20 protein-coding genes and 4 pseudogenes are annotated in these 17,168 nt (G+C 63.5%); 6 read left to right on the plus strand and 18 right to left on the minus strand.

Going from position 1 to position 17,168, the window contains the following annotated elements; genetic code table 11:
* Positions 1-241 precede the first annotated feature (241 nt).
* From secY to BM162_RS15750, 12 genes and pseudogenes are all read right to left on the minus strand, one after another.
* Positions 242-1,600, minus strand: coding sequence for a preprotein translocase subunit SecY (secY, locus tag BM162_RS15695; RefSeq protein ID WP_093424020.1), 1,359 nt, complete (start codon positions 1,598-1,600; stop codon positions 242-244).
* A 102-nt stretch (positions 1,601-1,702) separates the two neighbouring features.
* Positions 1,703-2,266, minus strand: coding sequence for a peptidoglycan L,D-endopeptidase MepK (gene mepK, locus BM162_RS15700; RefSeq protein ID WP_093424024.1), 564 nt, complete (start codon positions 2,264-2,266; stop codon positions 1,703-1,705).
* A 472-nt stretch (positions 2,267-2,738) separates the two neighbouring features.
* On the minus strand, positions 2,739-3,467 hold the full coding sequence (locus BM162_RS15705; RefSeq protein ID WP_093424027.1) for a cytochrome c biogenesis CcdA family protein: 729 nt from the start codon (positions 3,465-3,467) through the stop codon (positions 2,739-2,741).
* Positions 3,460-3,954: a hypothetical protein gene (locus BM162_RS15710; RefSeq protein WP_093424029.1), complete on the minus strand. Its 495-nt coding sequence runs from the start codon at positions 3,952-3,954 to the stop codon at positions 3,460-3,462. The genes BM162_RS15705 and BM162_RS15710 overlap by 8 nt, the downstream gene beginning before the upstream one ends.
* Complete coding sequence (locus tag BM162_RS15715; RefSeq protein ID WP_093424032.1) at positions 3,951-4,568, minus strand: SCO family protein; 618 nt, start codon at positions 4,566-4,568, stop codon at positions 3,951-3,953. The genes BM162_RS15710 and BM162_RS15715 overlap by 4 nt, the downstream gene beginning before the upstream one ends.
* Positions 4,565-5,005 (minus strand): copper chaperone PCu(A)C, encoded by a 441-nt coding sequence (locus BM162_RS15720; RefSeq protein WP_177215190.1) that lies wholly within the window; start codon positions 5,003-5,005, stop codon positions 4,565-4,567. Before BM162_RS15720 ends, BM162_RS15715 begins: the two co-directional genes overlap by 4 nt.
* The gene (locus BM162_RS15725; RefSeq protein ID WP_093424034.1) at positions 5,005-5,652 is read right to left on the minus strand and encodes an SCO family protein; all 648 of its coding nucleotides are present in this window, start codon (positions 5,650-5,652) and stop codon (positions 5,005-5,007) included. The genes BM162_RS15720 and BM162_RS15725 overlap by 1 nt, the downstream gene beginning before the upstream one ends.
* Before the next feature lie 58 nt (positions 5,653-5,710).
* The gene (locus BM162_RS15730; protein ID WP_093424036.1) at positions 5,711-5,998 is read right to left on the minus strand and encodes a hypothetical protein; all 288 of its coding nucleotides are present in this window, start codon (positions 5,996-5,998) and stop codon (positions 5,711-5,713) included.
* Between the two features lie 23 nt (positions 5,999-6,021).
* Positions 6,022-6,294 carry a hypothetical protein gene (locus BM162_RS15735; RefSeq protein WP_093424038.1) on the minus strand — a complete coding sequence of 91 codons (273 nt, stop codon included), beginning with the start codon at positions 6,292-6,294 and terminating at the stop codon, positions 6,022-6,024.
* Positions 6,291-6,818 (minus strand): TlpA family protein disulfide reductase, encoded by a 528-nt coding sequence (locus BM162_RS15740; protein ID WP_093424040.1) that lies wholly within the window; start codon positions 6,816-6,818, stop codon positions 6,291-6,293. Before BM162_RS15740 ends, BM162_RS15735 begins: the two co-directional genes overlap by 4 nt.
* Complete coding sequence (locus BM162_RS15745) at positions 6,815-7,393, minus strand: DsbE family thiol:disulfide interchange protein (protein ID WP_177215191.1); 579 nt, start codon at positions 7,391-7,393, stop codon at positions 6,815-6,817. Before BM162_RS15745 ends, BM162_RS15740 begins: the two co-directional genes overlap by 4 nt.
* Positions 7,390-7,710, minus strand: a pseudogene (locus BM162_RS15750) (c-type cytochrome); the annotation flags it as partial. The pseudogene BM162_RS15750 and the gene BM162_RS15745, both read right to left, overlap by 4 nt.
* Between BM162_RS15750 and BM162_RS15755 the strand changes: the two are divergent.
* From BM162_RS15755 to BM162_RS15775, 5 genes and pseudogenes are all read left to right on the plus strand, one after another.
* Positions 7,666-10,160, plus strand: a pseudogene (locus tag BM162_RS15755) (heavy metal translocating P-type ATPase). The pseudogenes BM162_RS15750 and BM162_RS15755 overlap by 45 nt on opposite strands.
* Before the next feature lie 10 nt (positions 10,161-10,170).
* Positions 10,171-10,503, plus strand: coding sequence for a MerR family transcriptional regulator (locus tag BM162_RS15760; protein ID WP_093424042.1), 333 nt, complete (start codon positions 10,171-10,173; stop codon positions 10,501-10,503).
* 41 nt (positions 10,504-10,544) lie between these two features.
* Positions 10,545-10,892, plus strand: coding sequence for a DUF302 domain-containing protein (locus BM162_RS23285; protein ID WP_245759293.1), 348 nt, complete (start codon positions 10,545-10,547; stop codon positions 10,890-10,892).
* Between the two features lie 93 nt (positions 10,893-10,985).
* Positions 10,986-11,183, plus strand: coding sequence for a heavy-metal-associated domain-containing protein (locus tag BM162_RS15770; RefSeq protein WP_093424044.1), 198 nt, complete (start codon positions 10,986-10,988; stop codon positions 11,181-11,183).
* 1 nt (position 11,184) lies between these two features.
* Positions 11,185-11,538 (plus strand): TVP38/TMEM64 family protein, encoded by a 354-nt coding sequence (locus BM162_RS15775; RefSeq protein ID WP_093424048.1) that lies wholly within the window; start codon positions 11,185-11,187, stop codon positions 11,536-11,538.
* Between the two features lie 363 nt (positions 11,539-11,901).
* Here BM162_RS15775 and BM162_RS23555 read toward each other — a convergent pair.
* Positions 11,902-12,222: pseudogene (locus BM162_RS23555) on the minus strand (AAA family ATPase); the annotation flags it as partial.
* Between the two features lie 501 nt (positions 12,223-12,723).
* On the opposite strand from BM162_RS23555, the pseudogene BM162_RS15785 reads away from it, so the two are divergent.
* Positions 12,724-12,951 (plus strand): annotated as a pseudogene (locus BM162_RS15785) (HupE/UreJ family protein); the annotation flags it as partial.
* A gap of 256 nt (positions 12,952-13,207) precedes the next feature.
* On the opposite strand, the gene BM162_RS15790 reads toward BM162_RS15785, so the two are convergent.
* The 5 genes from BM162_RS15790 to BM162_RS15810 form a co-directional block, all read right to left on the minus strand.
* Positions 13,208-13,570: a SpoIIAA family protein gene (locus BM162_RS15790; RefSeq protein ID WP_093424051.1), complete on the minus strand. Its 363-nt coding sequence runs from the start codon at positions 13,568-13,570 to the stop codon at positions 13,208-13,210.
* Positions 13,560-14,504 carry a cation diffusion facilitator family transporter gene (locus BM162_RS15795; RefSeq protein ID WP_093424053.1) on the minus strand — a complete coding sequence of 315 codons (945 nt, stop codon included), beginning with the start codon at positions 14,502-14,504 and terminating at the stop codon, positions 13,560-13,562. The genes BM162_RS15790 and BM162_RS15795 overlap by 11 nt, the downstream gene beginning before the upstream one ends.
* Positions 14,494-15,306: a ZIP family metal transporter gene (locus tag BM162_RS15800; RefSeq protein ID WP_218153104.1), complete on the minus strand. Its 813-nt coding sequence runs from the start codon at positions 15,304-15,306 to the stop codon at positions 14,494-14,496. Before BM162_RS15800 ends, BM162_RS15795 begins: the two co-directional genes overlap by 11 nt.
* 66 nt (positions 15,307-15,372) lie before the next feature.
* A complete protein-coding gene (locus BM162_RS15805; RefSeq protein ID WP_093424056.1) occupies positions 15,373-16,758 on the minus strand; it encodes a c-type cytochrome in 1,386 nt (461 codons plus the stop codon).
* Between the two features lie 27 nt (positions 16,759-16,785).
* A complete protein-coding gene (locus BM162_RS15810; RefSeq protein ID WP_093424059.1) occupies positions 16,786-17,163 on the minus strand; it encodes a hypothetical protein in 378 nt (125 codons plus the stop codon).
* Positions 17,164-17,168: the final 5 nt, after the last annotated feature.

The raw sequence follows: 17,168 nt of genomic DNA on the forward strand, positions 1-17,168 counted from the left end.
TCCGTTTCCCGTATCGCAAGCGCCGACTGCGACAAGCGCACCGCACCAGGCGTAGGCCAAAGTGGGGCGGACTGGAGCGAATAAAAGTCGACCGTCCCTCGCCGCAGACCAGGAAAGGCTTCGCGAGGTGTTCCGGAGCCGAGCGCATTTTGAATGCGCCCGACCAAAGGGCGTTTTCTCGGACGCGGATTGTCCGGCTTTTGGTGCGGGTAACGAGGTCTTTGGGTGGCATTGGCGGCTCTCACCGACGGGACCCGCCCGTTTTCCGTACGCGACTTTTACCGCGGAGTTGAGACTTCTCGATCAGACCCTCGTATTGATGCGCAAGCAGGTGCGATTGGACTTGCTGAATCGTGTCCATCGAGACGCTGACCACGATAAGCACGCTTGTGCCGCCGAAGTAAAATGGGACGGCGTACTGGGCGCGAAGAATCTCCGGCAGCAGAGCCACGGCCGCCAGGTAAGCCGATCCAAGTACCAGAAGCCGCACCACCACATAGTCGAGGTACTCCTTGGTGCGACTGCCTGGTCGGATGCCCGGAATGAAGCCATTCTGGTTTTTCAAGTTCTCGGCGACGTCTTCAGACTTGAACGCGACATTGGAGGTGTAGAAGTACGTGAAGAAGACGATCATGGCACCGAAAAACAACAGATACAGCGGCTGGCCGGGCCCGAAGTAGGCGAGAACCGCCGACATCACCGGACCGGCCTGGCCGCCTGAGAAAGTCGCGAAGGTCGTTGGCAACAACAGCAGCGACGACGCGAAGATCGCCGGAACCACACCTGCCGGATTCACCTTGATCGGCAGATGCGAGGAGCCCCCGTCATACACCTTCATTCCCACCTGCCGCCGTGGGTACTGAATGTGGATTTTTCGCAAGGACCGCTCCATGAAGACGACGAACGCGATTACCACCACGACCATCACCACAATGCCGACAATGACGGCGGGACTGATCGCTCCCGATCTGCCGGAAGCGAAAAACTGCGCCAGCGCCCCCGGGACCTCGGCGATGATGCCAACAAAGATGATCAAGGAGATTCCGTTACCGATCCCGCGATGCGTGATTTGCTCACCGAGCCACATCAGGAACATCGTGCCGCCCACGAGGGTGATGACGGAGGACGCGCGGAAGAAGAACCCTGGGTCGGTCGCGAGGTCACCGGCCTCAAGGGATACCGCAAGCCCGTAGGCTTGGACCGTCGCCAGAAGAACGGTCCCGTAGCGTGTGTACTGGTTGATCTTCTTGCGTCCGGCCTCGCCCTCCTTCTTCATCTGCTCGAGTTGCGGCACCATGGCTGTCATCAACTGCACGATGATGGAGGCTGAAATATAGGGCATGATCCCGAGCGCGAAGATTCCCATTCGCGAGATCGCGCCGCCGGTGAACATGTTGAGGATACCACCGATTCCGGCGGAGGCCTGCTCCATGAAGTCTCGGAGCGCATTTCCGTCGATACCTGGAACGGGAATATAGGTTCCAAGCCGGTAGACGCAGAGAAGCGCCAGCGTGAAGAGGATACGCCTGCGCAACTCCGCCGCCTTCCCCAAGGCGCTCCAGCTCATGTTGGCCGCCATCTGTTCGGCTGCTGATGCCATGTCTTCCTCTTCCGTTCAGGTGCCACACCAGCGGCAATTCAGCTCATATTGTCGGCGATCAGGACCTACGTCATTTCAATGTCCGCGGGCGAGTGATCCTTATTATGAACCCCAGCTTCTGACGTTCCCGCTGTCCATATGGACAAAGTTCGATCTGCTATAGCGACCGACTCCGCCGGCGCCCAGCGACGCCGCCGCTCGCGCCAACTGCTGTACGTCTCGTGACTTGAGCCGTAGATCCGCCGCTTTACCGGAAAGATGCAGAGAATTCTTCGCGACGCCTTTGGACCGCCTGCGAAGCATTTCGTTGGTCTCGGGCGAGCGATATCCGGATATCAGGAGGTACGGCTCCGAAACATCCAGAAGCCCATGCGTCGCAGACACGATGTCGATCGCCTGCTTGTCGATCTCTTTGATTTCTCCGTTCCGCCAGTCTCGCATGAATCGGCTGATTTCTTGAAGCGCTTCCGGTATGTATTTTCCGTCAGCCCAGTAGATCATGTTGATCTGCTCACCGGTCCGCGCGGAATACATCTTCATTGCACGTATGTCGCCTGCACCCCGGAGGAATCCGAATGCGTTGGCGTAGGTCGGCGCCGCAACTACCGCAGCGGCCGCGAACGCACGCATCAATCCCCGGCGGGTCAGGCCGCCATTTTTCCACATCCTCAAGGAAGTCGTCCCACTTCTACTTTCAGTTCACTCTCATCGAGAGCAGTGGCTTCTTTTACCAAATCGGATTGGCGCGAAAAAAGGATTAACGCCAACAATACCGGGCTGCGCCTCTTTCAGCGGAATTTCGCTGATGGCTGCCGCGAGGAACGCTGCATTTCTGACGCTGGCAATTCTCGAACCCGATCCCCTTCTATTGCGCGCCGCTGTTGCCCCTCCACCGGGACGCGGCAATGGAGGATGAAGCTCGCGCCTGGTCCAGGCGCCAATGGTCCTCCCGGAAGCGGGATAGGAATTGGTGACCCAGCCTCTGGACTTGGGGAATCGCTTGCGCGGGGACCGTCCCCGGCGGGGATGCTTTCCAGCGAAGATTTCCGCTCCCTGCGGAGCGCCAGGCGATTTTTGCAGCCTCCTCGGCGCCCCGAGCTTCCGGGCCCGCCATAGGTCATCCGGTCATGGCGAACGATCATCCGATCCGCCCCAGAACCGGAAAGGTCTCGAGCAACCACCAGGAAAACGCGCTGAGCTGTCCGGTCATCATCGCCAATCCCATCACGATCATCACCAGTCCCGCGCCCTGGTGCAGGCGGCGCCCGATGCGGCCGATGGCCCGGATCTTTCCGGCGATCCTATCGGTGAAGCCCGCCACGATCAGGAACGGAATGCCGAGGCCGGCCGAATAGATTGCCAACAGAGCAACCCCCTCGGAGACCGTGGCGCTGGCGGCGCTGGCGGTGAGGATGGCGCCCAGGATCGGACCGATGCAGGGCGTCCAGCCGAAGCCGAAGGCGAGACCGAGGACGTAGGAGGCGACCGGGCGGCCGCCGGGCAGATCGAGGTGGAAGCGCAGGTCGCGCTCCATCATCTGGATGCGCGCCGCGCCCAGCATGAACAGGCCGAACAGGATCACGATGGCGCCGCCCAGCAGGTTCAACTCGTAGCGCCAGCGCAGCAGAACCTGTCCCAGCGCCGTGGCCGAGGCACCGAGCGCCATGAAGATCGTCGAGAAGCCGAGAACGAAGCAGAAGCTGAGCCAGACAGCTTCCCAGCGGGGACCGGTTCGCCCTGCGGGCCCGGTGCGGCCGGCGATGTAGGAGACGTAGCCGGGGACCAGCGGCAGGACGCAAGGTGAGACGAAGGAGATCGCGCCGGCGGCGAGAGCCGCGATGGCGCCAAGGGACGTGGCGTCAAGCATGAGCCTCTCCCCGCCCAGCCCACGGCCACCGTCTTAGCGCCGCGGCATAGGCCAGCGTGGGCACCACGATCCATTGCAGCACCGGCGTGAGGCCCGCGTCGATGACCGGAATGACCGGCATGATGTCCCGGTACGCCCAGGCCTCGCGCACGACGATGTTCAGCCACTCGCTGAAGATGGTGTAGCCGACACCGAGGAGGATCGCCGCCAGAAGAACCGTGCCGATCTTCTCATCCGGCCAGGACCGAGAGCCGACCGTGAAGAGGGCCAGAAGCAGCGTGCTCATCGCGATGAGAAGATCGCCACCGGTGCAATGCACGACCGCAAAGGCGATCTCGCCTGCGCTGCCCTCAGCCCAGATGGTGTAAAGCGGGACGTGCGCCATCTCCCAGAGCAGATGCCCGAACAGAGTGAAGACGGCGAAGCGGCGCAGGGCCGCGAGCCAGTCCGGCCGCGCGCCCGCCAAACTCGACGATGCCATGATCATCGCAACCACCCGAGCATCCGCTCCAGCAGGCCGGCTGGCTCGGGAGTGGGATGCCTGTTGGTCAGGCCGTTGATGTAGAGCAGCAGGTTCATCGGCTGAAACCCCGACCCATGGAAGATGCCGACCTGCCGGCCGTCCCGGTCGAGCAGGTGGATCATCGGCGCGCTGCCCGGCCGTTCGCTGCGCTGGCCGAAGGCATCCCTCAGATCGGATACCGCCCGGCCATCCGCCGGGCTTGCTGTGATCCAGTTATCGGGTGCGCGGCCTTCTGCCGTTTCGGCGCTGTCGGACACGGTGACAAAGCTGACCATGTCGCGCATGGGCGTGTCGTTCAGCGAGGCGAGGACCTCGGCGAGTTGGGCCTGCTGAGCCGCGCAGGGCGCGCCGCATGCTCCCGGCGCGAAGCTAACCGCGAGGATCCGACCCGAGACATCGCCGGCATCGAGTGCGCGACCTTCTGCATCCACGAGCGCCAGGTCGAGCGCTGCCTGCGGCTCGAGCGGCTCGAACGCCGCCTCCTTTCCGGCCATCACGAAGTTGAGGTCGTCGCCGGGGTGATCGGCGACGGCCGGCGTCGCGCCGAGAAGCAGGAGCGAGAAGAAAAGGGTTCTCATCGCGCGTCATCCCCGGGTCCGGTTGCCGCGATGCCGAGCACCGGGACATCGACCACGACTTCGCCCGCCATTTCGAAGGTCAAGGTCAGGGGAAAGCTGGTGCCCTCCACCAGTCGCTCGGTCAGGCCCATGAGCATGATATGCATGCCGCCCGGTTCCAGTGTCACCGGCACGTCCGGCTGCAGATCGAGCGCATCGAGCGGACGCATGCGGGCAACGCCGTCATCCCCCGCCTCGACCGCGTGGATCATGACGCGGTCCGCGATGGGCGTGGTGACGGAGAGGAGCCTGTCGGCCTCGGTCGTCGCGAGCCTCAGGTAGGCCGCGCCAGGGCGGGCGGCGATGATGCTCGCCCGCGCCCAGGGGGCGGCAACCGAGACTTCGGCCAGGGCCGGTGAGGCGGTGAGCAGGGCTGCGATCAGCAGCGGTCGGATCATCACGATCTATCCTCCTTGGCGATGCGCCTGGAAATCTCTTCGGCGAGAGCCTCCGGGGACTGATCTCCCTCGAGAAACACCGCCTCGAAGCGCCCGTCGGGGCGCATCAGGTAGATGTGTCCGGAATGAGCCATGAGGTATCCGTCCGGCGCGCTCTCGTCCTCGAGCCGCTCGTAATAGACCTTGAACGCTTCGGCGGCCGCGGCCACCTGGGCTTCGGTGCCGGTCAGCCCGGTGAGGCGGGGATGGAAGGCGGCGACGTAGTCCGAAAGCACCTCCGGCGTGTCGCGCTCCGGATCGACGGTGACGAAGAGCGGCGCCACGCGATCGGCCTTCTCGCCGAGCAGATCCAGCACGGTGCCCATGTAGGCCAGCGTGGTGGGGCAGATGTCGGGGCAGTAGGTGAAGCCGAAGAAGACGAGCTGCCAGCGATCGGCATAATCCTCCTCGGTGACGGCGCGCCCGGTATGATCCACGAGAGAGAATTCGGAGCGGATGTCGGCTTCGCCCTGGTAGGTGATCTTCGGTTCCGGCTCGGTCTGCATGCGCAGGGCGAAAAGGCCCGCGGCCAGGAGCGCGAACGCGATGGTGCCGCTCCACAGGACGATGTGGAAGCGACGGACGGATGTGGCTCGGGGCTTGTTCATGGGATTTCCTTCTTCGGCGCGTCCGCCCGGCCCGGGCGGTCCGGGCGGACGCTCACCGTCAGCCGTTGTCGCCTTCGGCCTCGGGCGCATCCATCTCGGCGTTCATCGCCTGCATCATCTCGGTGCACGCCTCCATCATCGGGCCCATCTGCGCCATCATCTTCATCATTGGCATCATGCCCTCCATGCCTTCCATGCCGGCCATGGCGCCGCCTTGCATGTTCATGTGGCCGCCTTCCGCCTGGCCGCCGCCGGTCTCCTGGGCGGTGTCCTGGGCGTGAACGACAGGAGCCGCGAGCAGCAGGGCCAGAGCTGTGGCGGAGGCGAGCTTGGTCGTGATGGTCATGTCGTGTCCTTTCGGTATGAGGGTTAGTCGATGTGGTCGTCCGGCTTTGCTGCCGGAGTCTTGGACTTGGCGCAGGCGGACGAGCCCCCGCGCATGCACAGCCCCAGCGCGCACATGGCTGCGCATGGAGCGAGACTGAGGATCAGCGGTGCCGCGCCGATCGCCGTGAGCCAGCCCCAGTTGAGAGCCGCCCCGCCCCCGACGACCGCCAATGCGGTCAGCATGAGGGTTTGCCTCCTGCCCGGCAGGCGAAGAGCGGGCCGCTTCGGCTGATCGGTATGAGAGAAATCGGTCATCGGCTGTTGTGTCCTTCTGCGATGATGTCCTGGAAATACGAGAGGGCCGCGGCGCTGTCCCATTCCGCCGGGCCGACCCGCCGGGCGATCTCCAGCCCGCGCGGATCGATCAGGATGGTGGTGGGAAGGCCGATGATGCCGAAGCCCAACATCCCCTTCATCTCCTCGATGAGGTAGAGATCGAGATGCCGGATGCCGATGTCCCGGTAGAACCTGCGGACTGCGTCCATGCCGGCCCGGTCGATCGAGAGCGCGAGGACGTGGAAGCCGGGCCCGCCCAGCCGGGCCTGCAGGCGGTCGAGCGCCGGCATCTCCTCGCGGCACGGGACGCACCAGGTGGCCCAGACATTGAGGAGCACCGTGCGGCCGCGGAACTCCTCGAGCGTCCGCTCCTGCCCCGAACCGTCCACGAAGGACGGCGACAGGAGCTGACGCGGGCTCTCGTGCAGCGGCATGACCGGCCGCGCGCTGACCGGCGTCGCACCCATCGCAAGCGCTCCCGCGAGGAAGCCACGGCGTCTCATGCGCCGTCCTCCGCCTGAAGGCGGCGAACCACGGGAAGGATGTCCTCTTCCAGCATGCGCCGGTCGAAGGCGCCGACATGCTTGTGTGCGATGCGTCCCTCGGCATCGATGACGAAGGTCTCGGGCAGGCCATAGACGCCCCAGTCGATCGAGGTCCGGCCGGAGCGGTCCACCCCGATGCGGGTATAGGGATCGCCCAGCTCGGCCAGGAACCTCTCCGCGGCCGCGGGGTCGTCCTTGTAGTTGATGCCGTGGATCGGCACCGTGCCCGCCTCCGCCAGTTCGACGAGGAGCGGCATCTCGACCCGGCACGGCGCGCACCACGACGCCCAGACGTTCACGATCGAGACCTCCCCGCGCAGATCCTCCGACGACAGCCCGTTGTCACGCCCCTCGAGCGGCGGCAGGTCGAACTCCGGCACCGCGCGCCCGATCATGGTGCTCGGCAGCTTGTCGTCGGTGTTCATGAGCCCCCAGAAGAAGGCTCCGGCGAGCGCCAGGAACAGGGCCACCGGGAGCACCAGCAGGAGGCTCAATCGGCGCGATCTATCGGCGACCTGCTCTTCCCCGCTCATGGCTCGCTCTCGTCGTTGGCTGTCACCTCGGCCTGGAAGGTGCGCTGACGTTCGGGCCAGGTGCTCTTGATGTAGGCGAGGACGGCCTCGATCTCCGCGTCGCTCAGCACGCCTTCGAAGGCGGGCATGTCGCTCTCATAGCCCGGCACCACCGCTTCGACGCCATGCTTGGTGATGGTGAAGAGATCGGCGTCCGAATGATGCCAGGTGTGGCCGGTCTCATCGTGTGGGAGCCCCCATCTCCGGTGCCACTCAGAGATGCGGAGAGCGACATGAGCGAGCTGCAGCAGATCAGGTTTTCCATCGAGGGCATGTCCTGCGCCTCCTGTGTCGGCCGGGTGGACAAGGCGCTGGCCGCATTGCCGGGGGTGAAGGAAGTGAATGTGAACCTCGCCACGGAAATTGCGGCAGCGGGCCCGCGACGCCTTCGAGCCTTGCAGACGTGCTGCGCGAGACGGGGTACCCGGCTCGCAGGCAAAAGGTCACCTTGTCCATCGCGTCGATGTCCTGCGCCTCATGCGTCGGCAGGGTGGACAAGGCGCTGGCGGCAGTGCCGGGCGTTCTCGAGGCCTCTGTCAATTTCGCCACGGAGACCGCTACTGTCACCTATGTCGAAGGGGCGACGACGCCTCGGGCGCTTGTCGCGGCCGCGGCCGAAGCCGGCTACCCCGCGAAATTGGCAGGTGCCGAATCGCCGCAGGACAACTCCGCACGCAAGGAGGAAGAAGCGCGCATTCTTCGTCGCGACGTGGTGATCGCCAGCATTCTCACTCTCCCGGTCTTCCTCGTCGAGATGGGCGGCCATACGCTTCCCGGCTTCCACGATTGGCTCGCACACAGGGTCGGGCAACAGACGATCTGGCTGCTGCAGTTCGTATTGACCACTGCCATTCTCGCCGGTCCCGGTCGGCGTTTCTACATCAAGGGCGTTCCCACCCTCCTGCGGGGGGCGCCCGACATGAACTCCTTGGTCGCGCTCGGCACGGCCGCGGCTTGGCTCTTCTCCGTCATCGCGACGTTCGCGCCAGGACTGCTCCCGGAGGGCACCCGTGTTGTTTACTACGAGGCGGCGGCCGTCATCGCGACATTGATCCTGCTCGGACGCTGGTTGGAGGCGCGCGCCAGGGGCCGCACCGGCGCCGCAATCAGAAAGCTGCTCGGCATGCAGGTGAAGACCGCTCGTGTCGAACGAAACGGAGACACGGTCGAGGTGCCGATCGAAGAGCTCGCCGCGGGCGACGTGCTGGTCGTCCGGCCCGGAGAGCGCATCGCGGTGGACGGTGAGGTGGCCGACGGCACGAGCCACGTCGATGAAAGCATGATCACCGGCGAGCCAATCCCCGTGGCAAAGAAGCCGGGCGACCCGGTCACGGGCGGCACTGTAAACGGACCGGGCGGCTTCCGCTTCCGCGCGACACGTGTCGGCGCCGATACGACGCTCGCCCAGATCATCCGAATGGTCGAAGAGGCACAAGGCGCCAAACTTCCAATCCAGGGACTCGTGGACCGTGTGACGCTGTGGTTCGTGCCGGCGGTGATCGGCGTGGCGCTGCTTGCGGTCTTCGGCTGGCTCTCCTTCGGTCCGGCGCCGGCACTCAGCTTCGCGCTCGTGGCCGGGGTTTCCGTCATGATCATCGCCTGCCCTTGCGCCATGGGCTTGGCGACACCGACTTCGATCATGGTGGGTACCGGACGCGCGGCTGAAATGGGAGTTCTCTTTCGAAAAGGCGACGCCTTGCAGACTCTCTCAGGGGTCGCGGTCGTTGCACTCGATAAGACCGGCACGGTTACACAGGGGCGACCGGAACTGACAGATCTCACTCCGGTCGAGGGTTTCGCTCGAGCCGAAGTGCTTTCCCTCGTCGCCGCCGTGGAGGCTCGTTCGGAGCACCCTATTGCCGAGGCCGTCGTTCGCGCCGCCCGGGCAGAGGGCATCCGGCTGCCTGAAGTTGAAAGCTTTAGCTCGGTCACCGGATATGGCGTGAAGGCCCGCGTGGCGGGGCGTGAGGTGCTGGTGGGTGCTGACCGGTTCATGGTCAGGGAAGGCGTCGACATCTCTGCTCTCGGCGCGACGGAAACGGAGCTCGCCCGAAAAGGACGAACAGCGCTTTTCGCTGCCATCGACGGCCGCGCCGCCGCACTGATCGCCGTGGCCGATCCGGTGAAACCGGCGAGCCGTGCCGCCATCGCCGCGCTACACGATCTTGGCCTCAAGGTCGCGATGATCACCGGCGACAAACGTGAGACGGCCGAAGCTATCGCACGCGAGACCGGTATCGATCATGTCGTGGCAGGAGTACTGCCCGATGGAAAGGTGGCAGCACTGGATGAACTGCGGAAAGATGGCATCAGCATTGCCTTCGTCGGCGACGGGATCAATGACGCGCCCGCTCTCGCCCATGCGGACGTGGGTATCGCCATTGGAACAGGCGCCGACGTGGCAATCGAGTCTGCCGACGTGGTGCTGATGTCCGGCGACTTGCGCGGTGTGGTGAACGCCTTCGAGGTCTCGCGCAGCACCATGCGGAACATCCGGCAGAACCTGTTCTGGGCCTTTGGCTACAACACGGCGCTGATACCTGTAGCTGCCGGCGTTCTATATCCGGCCCTCGGCCTTTTGCTTTCTCCCGTCCTGGCCGCTGGAGCGATGGCGCTTTCTTCCGTCTTCGTTCTGAGTAATGCGCTGAGACTGCGAGGGCTGCGTCCGACGATGGACGAGACCGCCGATGTGTCCCGTGACGCACCTGCCCTGAAACCGGCTGAATAAGGAGCGGAACATGAATATCGGAGAGGTGGCTGCTCGTTCGGGCCTCCCTGCGAAAACCATCCGCTATTACGAGGAGGTCGGCCTTGTCCGATCAGAGCGCGAGCCCAATGGCTACCGGCACTTCAGCGAATCCGACCTGCACAAGATATGCTTCCTGGGCCGCGCCCGCTCCCTTGGATTCTCAATCGAAGAATGCCGCAGCCTCTTGGGTCTCTATGAGGGCGACGGCCGTACCCGCGCCGATATTGAGTGCGCCGCCAAGGAGCACATTCGCGAGATAGATCGGAAGACAGAAAGTCTGAAGGCAATGAAGGATGCGCTCAGCCGAGCCTTGGGCGGCTGAACAAGGTAAAGAGTTCCTGCTCAAGCGTCAGGAAGGTCCGCGTGGCATGCAGATCGTCCGACGTCTCGTGGACGACCCGGAAAACCACCTTCCTGAACTACGGCCTCCTGGCGCGGCGCCGGGTGCGCTACGGCTATCTGTGCCCCTTCCCTGAGGCGCTGGCGGATTTCCTCATGATCGCTGGCGCGCTGATCTGGATCGCAGCGCCGGTGGCCACCTTTATAGGCGCCGTCGGCGCGATCTCGATCTTCAAGGCCGTCGCTCAGGCCATCAAGATCGAGCCGCGTGTGGGCGCAATGCTGTCTTGCAACGTCATCTTGCAGCAGGTGGCCGGCGGCGTCGAGATCAGCGTGCGGGGTCTGTTGAAGGAGGCCGCGGAGGCCGCCTGACCGACGCATGTGGATCCGAAGCGCCGGAAGCTTGCCGGGGCCTTGACCTTCCCGCGCGGGAACTCCCACCTGACGCGGGAAAGGAGACGCGACATGACAAAGTACAAGGTTGAGAAGATGAGCTGCGGCCACTGCACCTCCGCCATCGAAAAGTCGATCCGGTCCGTCGATCCCGCGGCACAGGTGGACTGCGACCTGTCCGACCGGACCGTTCAGGTCGACAGCGCGCTGGACGACGACGCCATCCGGAACGCAATTCGCGAGGCGGGCTACGAACCGGCTGCCGCCTGACGTGAACAGGCGCGCCGCAATTGCTCTCGCGGCGCTCGCCGCCATCCTCGTCGGCGCTTGGCTGCTCTGGGGCTCGCCCGATCTCGCCGCCCGTTTCGACCGCAAGGCGCTCGATCGAATGGTGGCCGAGGCTGGCGTATTCGGCCCTCTGCTGGTCGTCGGGCTGATAACCCTCGCCGTGGTGGCGAGCCCAATCCCGAGCGCGCCGATCGCGATGGCCTCGGGGGCGGCCTATGGCCACCTGTGGAACACCCTCTGGGTGATTCTCGGGGCCGAGGCCGGGGCGCTCGTCGCCGTTCTCACAATCTCGGAGCGGCTTGTAACGTGGAAGCAGGTCTTCGTCACGCCCGCTTGAAATTGTCCGACACGAGCTGCTCGTGCCTGGCTGCGTCATCCGGGAAATGGCTCTACTGTTAAACAGGTGCGCCTCATCCGACAGTTCGTCTTGAAGATTTATGCTGGCAACCTGTTTGCCGATGCGGTAGCGCAAGGATGGATCGCCTATGTGCCGATCCAGAGCAGATCCGTGCACCAACCTGAGATCCTTATCGTTTCGGTCATCACTTGGGAGCGAAACCAATCCAATCTGTCGCCTGAGCCCCACAGAAAAACGAATCGTGTTTCCGTCCGGCTGCACAATTTCCCACAAGGTTTCTTGCTGATCGTTTGCTGTGAACCGGAATCGATACACCTCATCGTTTTCAGCGTTCTCTTCACTATTGTTAGGAAGCACAGCTTCCTTTCCGTCCCAATGCCAAGGGTAAGCCATATTGGGTTGGGTATTGATTGCTATATCTTCACTCAGGCGAACTACGGCCTCAACACTGAAGCCATTTGTGGTATCTCTCATCCAGTAATCCGTTTCAGAAACAGTGAAAGAGCTGGATGGAGAGAACAGAAGGTCTATGGCGTCTAACACCGTGGTCTTTCCTGTGTCCCCGCCCCCTAATATAAAATTCAGTCCGGCTGAGGGATGCCAATCAAGTTCTTGAACGCCGCGGAAATTCCGGATCTTCAGCTTGAGGATCATTGATGGCATGTTGGCAGCGCCCTCTCAAAACGACTTTTGGGTTAGTATGCACCTATTAAATATGTCGCACAACAGAAAGCCGGACTTCCCATATGCACAGTTGGGCCACCCTCGAGCGACCGCTGAAAAGTGCCATCTGCTGTGCAGCGACACCGCTGGTGAAACTGCGCGACATTGCAGGTGGTGATTTTGGGGGAAGCGGAAGCCGGGCGAAGCCCGGGTGTAGCTTCCCCCAAAAATCTCGCGCGGGTTTCCCCGTGCGGTTGGCGGGGGAAACTGGGCGATGCATGGCCATGGCCATGACGCCGCCGACCATGACCACAGCCCGGCGGTCCTGTCGCTTGCGCAAACTCCCGAGCCGATTCCCGGCTGCCGGGACCTGTCGCGCCTTCCGGTGTCGGTCGACGGCCCGCACCGGGTCTTCCGTGTAGAGCGACCTCCGCGCGTCTGAATCGGCTGCGCCGCGTGCGCAACACACCGATCCTGAAAGACCCAAGCGGAGTCCAATCCATGACCACAAGTCATCGGGGCTGGAGCGATCCCGGCATGCGCCGGACCGCTGCCCTGTCCCTTCTTGCGCTGGCCGCGCTTTTGCTGAGTGCCGGACTTGCGCTGGCCCACAACGTCACCCCCGGTGGCGCGGGCTACATCCAGGAGATCTGGGGGGTGAACCTCATTCCCTTCATGTATCTCGGCGCCAAGCACATGGTGACCGGGTACGACCACATCCTGTTCCTGGCGGCCTATGGCCACCTGTGGAACACCCTCTGGGTGATTCTCGGGGCCGAGGCCGGGGCGCTCATCGCCGTTCTCACAATCTCGGAGCGGCTTGTAACGTGGAAGCAGGTCTTCGTCACGCCCGCTTGAAATTGTCCGACACGAGCTGCTCGTGCCTGGCTGCGTCATCCGGGAAATGGCTCTACTGTCGTCGCGCCCGCTTGAAATTGTCCGACACGAGCTGCTCGTGCCTGGCTGCGTCATCCGGGAAATGGCTCTACTGTCGTCGCGCCCAGACCTGCGCCGCCTCAGCTTCGCTGCTGTCGAACCAGCGCATTTCGGCGCGGGTGATTGCACCGGCCAGCGACATTCCCCATTCGATCCACTTCCTGTCCCCAATGACGGCGATGCGGGAGAAGTCGTTGCGGTGCGAGATATCCATTTTCATGTCCTCGCGAAGGGCGTCCGCATCTTCGTAGCCTTTGAACTCCGTCAGGTCGACGACCAGGCCCGGCCGCTCCGCCGATACCAGCTTTTCGTGCAGCAGCACGTGCATGCGCTTCATGTCCTCTGCGGTCAGCTTGCCGCGGCAGACGATGCCGACGACTTCATCATCATCCTTGAGCGTCTCAATGAACATGATTGTCCTCCTTCCGTCCGTCTCCGTGGCCGAAGAGCTCGGCGTCCCGATGGGCGCGATGGATGTTCTCGAACTCGAGGCTGGAATGGGTGATGCCGAAGTCGGCTTCCAACTTGTCCTTGATCGTGCCCTTGATCGTCTCGATGCGGGTCCAGCCTTCCTCGGTGAGGACGACGTGGCAGTCGAGCGCGGCCTCGTGCTCCTGCATCTGCCAAAGGTGCACGTGATGGACGTCATCAACGCCGTCGACGCAACGCATGGTCTCGATGACGGCCCTGCTGTCGATGTCGGGCGGGCTGCCGAGCATGAGAGAACGGATCGGGCCGCCGATTTCCGTGAAGGCCAGGTAGAGGATATAGAGCGCGATACCGATCGTGATCGCTGGATCGACCCACCGCATATCGTAGAGGAGGATCAGGGCGCCGCCGACGATCACACCAACAGACGCCAAAGCGTCCGACAGGTTGTGCAGAAAGAGCGCGCGAATGTTCACGCTGCCCTTCTGCATCGAGTAGGTGAGCAGCGCCGTCAGGGCGTCTACGAACAGGGCAACGCCACCGAGGATCACGACCGTCCAGCCCTCAACCTCGGGCGGATCAATCATACGCATCACCCCCTCATAGATCAGATAGAAGCCGACGAGGATGAGCGTGGTGTAGTTGATGAGTGCGGCGACGATCTCGATCCGGCCGTAGCCGAACGTCATGCGCTCGTCTGCCGGGCGACGTGCAATCTTCCGCGCGGCGAAGGCAATGACCAGCGAAGCCATATCGGAGAAATTATGCAACGCATCTGCGATCAAGGCGAGGCTGCCAGAAAGGACTCCTCCGACGACCTGCGCAACGGTCAGAAGACCGTTCGCCCAGATGGCGACCGATACCCGCCGATCTCCGGACTTGGGATCAATGTGGCTGTGCCCGTGGTCATGTGGCATTCGAAGCTTCCCCGGTTTCCTGGCTTCCTGAGCCGCCCTGCCCACCCGAAGCGCCACCTTCGCTCAAGACTGTCTCCAGTCCGGATGAGACCAAGGTAAAAAGGACGAAGCCGCCGACGAAGGCCAGCGCCGATGAACGATTGTCATTCGCAGCCTCATGCGCCTCCTCAAGCATGTCCTCGACTGCGGCAACTGACAGCAGTCCGGCAACGAAACTCAAGGCGACGTATTTGGCGGCGTCCGGTGCACTCCGCAGCAGAAACCACGCGAGCAAAGCTGCTCCGAGGCAGTAGAGAGGGAACGACAACGAGACCGCAATCCGCCGCTTCCGGGCAACACCGTTCTCTCTGAGGTTCGCCACGACCGAGTAGCCTTCGGGAAAATCGGCAAGCACCTGCCCAGCGGCCAGCACAATGGCCAGTGAGATGCCCACCGCAGAGCCCGAGCCGATCATCAGGCCATCGCCGGAGAGATCAACGGCAACAGCCACGTAGATCATCCACATGCCGGTGCTGCCGCCGCCGCTCTTCGCACTCTGCTTCTTTTCGAGCAGCGTCTCCATGCCGATGTAGACAGCACCGCCGGCGGCGAAAGACAGCGCAATCCACCAGCCGGCGAGGTTGTTGAGCGCTTCCGGCATGAGTTCGATTGCGACGACGCCGATGACGATGCCGGAGGCGGTATGGAGCGCAAAATTAAGAAGCCGCGGCGTCGTTCGGATGAATTCGGCGACCATCGCGCCAGCAAAATTTCCCAGTCCGGGAAGCAATGCCAGAGCGACAACCAGCCACAGATTGTTCATGCGTCGTCCTCCCTGAAGCCAATGCCGCTCGCCCGAGATAGCAGAGTCGCAGCCCGTGGTTGCCGCTCAACGCGAGGACGGAGGGGAAGTTTCTCTTTCATCTTGAACCGGTTCGGGTAGCTCAGAATACCAGGCAGAGACCGCCTCGATCTGCTCATCCGTCATGTTTCGCGCGATCTCGTTCATGACGTGCGCATATTCGGTGCCCCCGCGCCTCCCCTCCTGCCAGAGGCTGAGCTGCTCCGAGAGGTACCACTCCGCCTGACCAGCCAAGTAGGGGTAGTACGGATTCCTCGCCCATCCCGCCTGACCATGGCAGCTCTGGCAGGCGGGAACCTTCCTGAATCCGATGCCTTCAAGGGCTATGCGCCTTCCGAGCCGGAGGATTCCCTCGCGGCTGGTCGGCGGCCCTGCAGCCGCTGCCAAGGGAACCTCGGCATAAGAAAGCTCGCCTTCGCCTTCGAGGACGCCGGCCTGGTCCTGCCAACTCTCCAATGACAGGAGAGAGTTCTCAGGCGCGCGACCGTTGTATGGCTCGCCAGCGACAGGAGCGTCCTCGAATGGATGGCCCGCCGCGCCGGAGGCCGTGGCTGCCGGTTTCGCGCCCCCGGCCGCCGCGATCTCCCGCCCAGGCCGCGCCGCATAATGCTGCGCCAGCGCCTCGAGCACCTCAGGCGTGTAGCGGTTTGCGGGGGGCTCCATGAAACCGCTTTCCCGCCGGCCGAGCGCGAACGCCCGCAAGGTGGCGTAAAGATAGGCCGCGGGCTGTCCGGCGATGACGGGAAAGGCGTCCCCCGCCTTGCCTGCGCCCCGACCGAGCCCGTCCCGACCATGACAACGGGCACAGTCGGCCAGCGCATTTTCGACGATGCCGTCCAAGGCGGCAGTGGTCTCTCCCCCCGCTGCGACATCACTGTCCGCAAGTCCGCCGCCCAAGGCCAATTCCGCGTACTCGGCGCGCGTCATGCCGGGCAGGGCCCGCAGGAAGGCCACCTGCGCCCAAACCTCGTCCTCGCGCTCCGGTGCGGGCCAGGCCGGCATGCCAGAATACTTAATCCCGTTCTTGACGATCCAGAACAGTTCCTCGTCGCTCCAGTCGCCAACCTTCTCTTCGAGGCGAGGCGGGCTCGGGGTCATCTGCTCAACCACGGGCGACTGCGGGACCCCCGGCGCGCCGTGGCAGGCTGCGCAGCCGGTCGCATAATGTCCGGCGGATCTCCGGATGAGGGCCGGGTCGTCGAGCTCGATGTGCTCAGGCTTCTTGATCAGCATTGACTGCGTTTCGACTGCATTTTCCATGGTCCAGCCGAGGAACCAGCGCGTGATGGCGAAGTGGCCAGATGAAGCTGCGATGGAAACCAAGCCCGACCAGCCGACGAGTAGAGCACCTGCTATCCCCAGTACGATCAGACCGGCGACCTTCTTCCAGGTCAGGACGAGTCTTATCCGCATCTGCCGCGATCCCCATTCAGTTGATGCTCACCGGCAGTCACCGATCAGCAGGATCGGCATGGTCTCGAACGCTACCGCAGCGAACGAAAGGCAGGCCAGCAGCAGAGTCGAGAACTCGAGGAAGCGCTCGCGCGCCTCCGGCGTGTCTTGGCTGTTGCGAAACCCGCCCCCATCGGCGCGCCACTCGCGCCACGACCGGCGCAGGATCAGCGCAATCAGGGCCAGCGAGACGAGCGTCGCCACCGCAATTGCGATTCGGGTGCCACCGATCCCCCTGAAGGGATCGGCATTGGGCGCGCATCGATAGGCGGCAAGTAAATAGCTGAAGAGGAAGTGCCCCCCCCAGATCGTCGGTGCGGCGATCAAGGTCCAGAGGTTATCCTGCGTCTTTCCGAATACCTGCATCCAGA

The sequence above is a fragment of the Tranquillimonas alkanivorans genome (assembly GCF_900115595.1).
GTDB classification, from domain to species: domain Bacteria; phylum Pseudomonadota; class Alphaproteobacteria; order Rhodobacterales; family Rhodobacteraceae; genus Tranquillimonas; species Tranquillimonas alkanivorans.